At 41.4% G+C, this 3,299-nt stretch carries 2 protein-coding genes and 1 pseudogene; 2 read left to right on the forward strand and 1 reads right to left on the reverse strand.

The features are described from left to right. Nucleotides 1-201 (forward strand): annotated as a pseudogene (locus ACEW8O_RS23430) (sugar phosphate isomerase/epimerase); the annotation flags it as partial. 214 nt (nt 202-415) lie between these two features. On the opposite strand, the gene ACEW8O_RS23435 reads toward ACEW8O_RS23430, so the two are convergent. Next, the gene (locus ACEW8O_RS23435) at nt 416-1,144 is read right to left on the reverse strand and encodes a lysophospholipid acyltransferase family protein (RefSeq protein ID WP_373497056.1); all 729 of its coding nucleotides are present in this window, start codon (nt 1,142-1,144) and stop codon (nt 416-418) included. A 285-nt stretch (nt 1,145-1,429) separates the two neighbouring features. Between ACEW8O_RS23435 and rpsA the strand changes: the two genes are divergently transcribed. Next, nucleotides 1,430-3,193 (forward strand): 30S ribosomal protein S1, encoded by a 1,764-nt coding sequence (rpsA, locus tag ACEW8O_RS23440; protein ID WP_373497057.1) that lies wholly within the window; start codon nt 1,430-1,432, stop codon nt 3,191-3,193. Nucleotides 3,194-3,299: the final 106 nt, after the last annotated feature.

The raw sequence follows: 3,299 nt of genomic DNA on the forward strand, positions 1-3,299 counted from the left end.
ACGCCGGGAAGTACCGATGGCAAAGGTGATGTGGAAACCAATGTGGTCCTTGGAACGGGGGATGTGGATATACAGGGATTGATCAAGCAGGCACAAAAAGCCGGCACCAAATATTTGATAATAGAAGACGAATCCTCAAGATCCGTTCAGCAGATTCCAAAGAGTGTGGCCTATATTGAAAAAGTAATGGCAGAGAAATAGCCATCGTAATTATAAGTAAGATTTTTTGACCCTAGGCCATTGTCTAGGGTTTTTTCTTTTTTTATTATGGATAATCACAATATTACCAGTAAATATCAAAATCCAGCAGATCTTAGGCAATAATTTGGATTGTAGCTTACTCCTTAGGATGGCCATCGGCATCCTACTTTTCACTTCACTGCATTTTTTAGGAAAATATTTTCTGCATAAAAAACTATTCATGTGTCAAAATCATTGCCTCCAATCTGGAAAAGCATTTTTCTGTCAGCTGCTCCACTGGGTTATCCCCTTTAATATTCTCGGGCAAAATAGGAGTGGAAAAGTAGATATGAATTGTTCCAGGCCTGAGGATCAGCGAGCCCCGTCTCATGAGCCTGTCAGCTCCAATTACAGCCATGGGCATGATCGGGGTCTGGGTTTCCAGTGCAAGCCGAAACGCCCCACTTTGGAATGGCAAAAGGGTTTGTCCTGAATCATTTCGGGTACCTTCAGGTGCCACAACAACAGAGATTCCTTTTCTCAGGATTTCTACAAGCCTTTGGACTGAGGCTTTTCTGGATGCGGTGTCTTTGCGGTCGACCCATACCGCCACCCTAGAGACGATAAATCCAAAAACCGGAATTTTAGAAATCTCCTTTTTGCCGATGGCCCGGAGTTCCTGTTTTATTGCCATCGGAATTACCGGTAAATCCAGGGAGGATCGGTGGTTAAAGATATAGATGTAGGGTTTTGTGAAGTCGAGGTGTTCCTTGCCCTGAATATCATATGAGATTCCAACCAAAAATGACCAAATACTTGCCCAAAGCCGAATAAAGAAAAAAGTCACTTTTCCACCTTGAGGACTTATTAAAATGGGTGTCACAATAAACAAACAGAACACGAACATAAGGATTACAAATACTCCTACGGCATAAATGGTGTAAATAATCCTAAAAATTTTCATTTTTAAAGTTCCTTTGATTAATTTTGGGTATTGTAAAACAAATGTTAAACTCTTTGCTTGCAAAAAGCCCCTGAAAGAAATTTCAGGGGTTCCTTTTTTTATTTGGGTAGACCAAAAGTAGAGAATTTTCTATTTCATCCATTCCTCCTTTCCAAAATTTCCTTACCTTTGCAATCCGTTCGGGTGAACGGGGTTTCTGAAACTTGTTTTTAGGGACTTTATCCAAAACTAAAAACCTCAACCACATGACCCTAAGGTTGTTGAAAGTCAGGGTTATCCAATAATATGTCGGAAAAAGAAGAATTTAATTGGGACAATTTCGAGACCAAAGGATTTGGTGAAAGCTACTCCAAGGAAAAGAGAGCTGAAATGGAGGCCATTTACGTGGGGACCTTGAATGAAATCACTGAAAAAGAAGTAATTAAAGGTACTGTTGTAGGTATCAATGACAAGGACGTCATCATCAACATCGGTTTCAAATCTGATGGGTTGGTGCCTTTGAGTGAATTCCGCGACCTTCCTGATCTTAAGATCGGAGACGAAGTGGATTTGTTCATTGAAGAGCAAGAAAATTCTTTGGGCCAATTGGTACTTTCCAGAAAGAAGGCCAGAATGGTCCGTGCATGGCAGGACATCGAAGATGCCCTTGAGCATGACAACATTATCGAAGGTCTTGTAAAGAGAAGAACCAAAGGTGGCTTGATCGTAGATATCTACGGTGTGGAAGCCTTTTTGCCAGGTTCTCAGATCGACGTGAAACCTATCAGGGATTTTGATATCTATGTAGGTAAGAAAATGGAAGTAAAAGTGGTTAAAATAAACCACGCCAATGATAACGTAGTCGTTTCTCACAAAGTCCTGATCGAAAAAGATCTCGAGAAACAAAAAGCAGAAATACTGAACAACCTCGAAAAAGGTCAGGTATTGGAAGGCGTGATCAAAAACATGACCAACTTCGGTGTATTCATCGATTTGGGTGGTGTAGATGGTCTTCTTCATATTACCGATATTTCTTGGGGACGTATCAACCATCCGGAAGAAGTGCTTAATCTGGACGATAAAGTACAGATTGTTGTGCTTGATTTTGATGACGACAAAAAGAGAATTTCTTTGGGTATGAAGCAATTGACGCCTCATCCATGGGATTCACTTTCTGCAAATCTTGAAATCGGTTCCAAGGTGAAAGGCAAGATCGTAAACGTTGCAGATTACGGTGCTTTCTTGGAATTGGCTCCCGGAGTTGAAGGTTTGATCCACGTATCTGAAATGAGCTGGTCTCAGCATTTGAGAAATCCGGCTGATTTTGTGAAAGTGAATGACGAAATCGAAGCAGTGGTCTTGACTTTGGACAAAGACGAAAGAAAAATGTCTTTGGGCATCAAGCAACTGACTGAAGATCCTTGGACCAAAGGTGACATGGCTACCAAATATGCAGTGGGCACCAAGCATAAAGGAGTAGTAAGAAACCTGACCAACTTTGGTCTTTTCCTTGAATTGGAAGAGGGAATTGATGGGCTGGTACACGTATCTGACTTATCCTGGACCAAGAAAATTAAGCATCCGTCTGAATTTGTGAAAGTTAGCGATCATCTTGACGTTCAGGTTTTGGAATTGGATGTGGACAACAGAAGGTTGGCCTTGGGACACAAGCAGCTGGAAGAAAATCCTTGGGATACCTTTGAAACTGTATTCCCAATCGGGTCGATCCATAAAAGTACAGTAGTTTCCAAAAACGACAAAGGTGCAGTTCTTGAATTGCCATACGGTTTGGAAGGCTTTGCCACTGCGAAGAATTTGGAGAAAGAAGACGGATCTGCTGTTGAAGTAGGCGAGGCTTTGGATTTCAAAGTGACTGAATTCTCCAAAGACGACAAGCGAATTGTACTTTCCCACACTGCCACTTTCAGAGAAGAAGAAAAAGGAGCGAAGAAAGCCAAGAAAAAAGCCGATTCCCCTGCAGAATCCTCAGCCCAACCGGAAAAATCCACATTAGGGGATTTGGATGCATTGGCGCAATTGAAAGAGCAGATGGAAGGCGGAAAGAAATAAGAATCAAGAAGCCAGAATCAAGTACCAAAAGGTGGATAACCGTCACGGTTTTAATAAATAATTAAAAGTGTCTTTCGAATGGAGGACACTTTTTTTTGTAGCGTTT

The sequence above is a fragment of the Aquiflexum sp. genome (genome assembly GCF_041749095.1).
Classification (GTDB): domain Bacteria; phylum Bacteroidota; class Bacteroidia; order Cytophagales; family Cyclobacteriaceae; genus Aquiflexum.

Excerpts from the sequence above, each read along its gene's own strand:
- rpsA (WP_373497057.1), top strand. The coding sequence starts at position 1,430 with ATGTCGGAAAAAGAAGAATTTAATTGGGACAATTTCGAGACCAAAGGA.
- ACEW8O_RS23435 (WP_373497056.1), bottom strand. The coding sequence starts at position 1,144 with ATGAAAATTTTTAGGATTATTTACACCATTTATGCCGTAGGAGTATTT.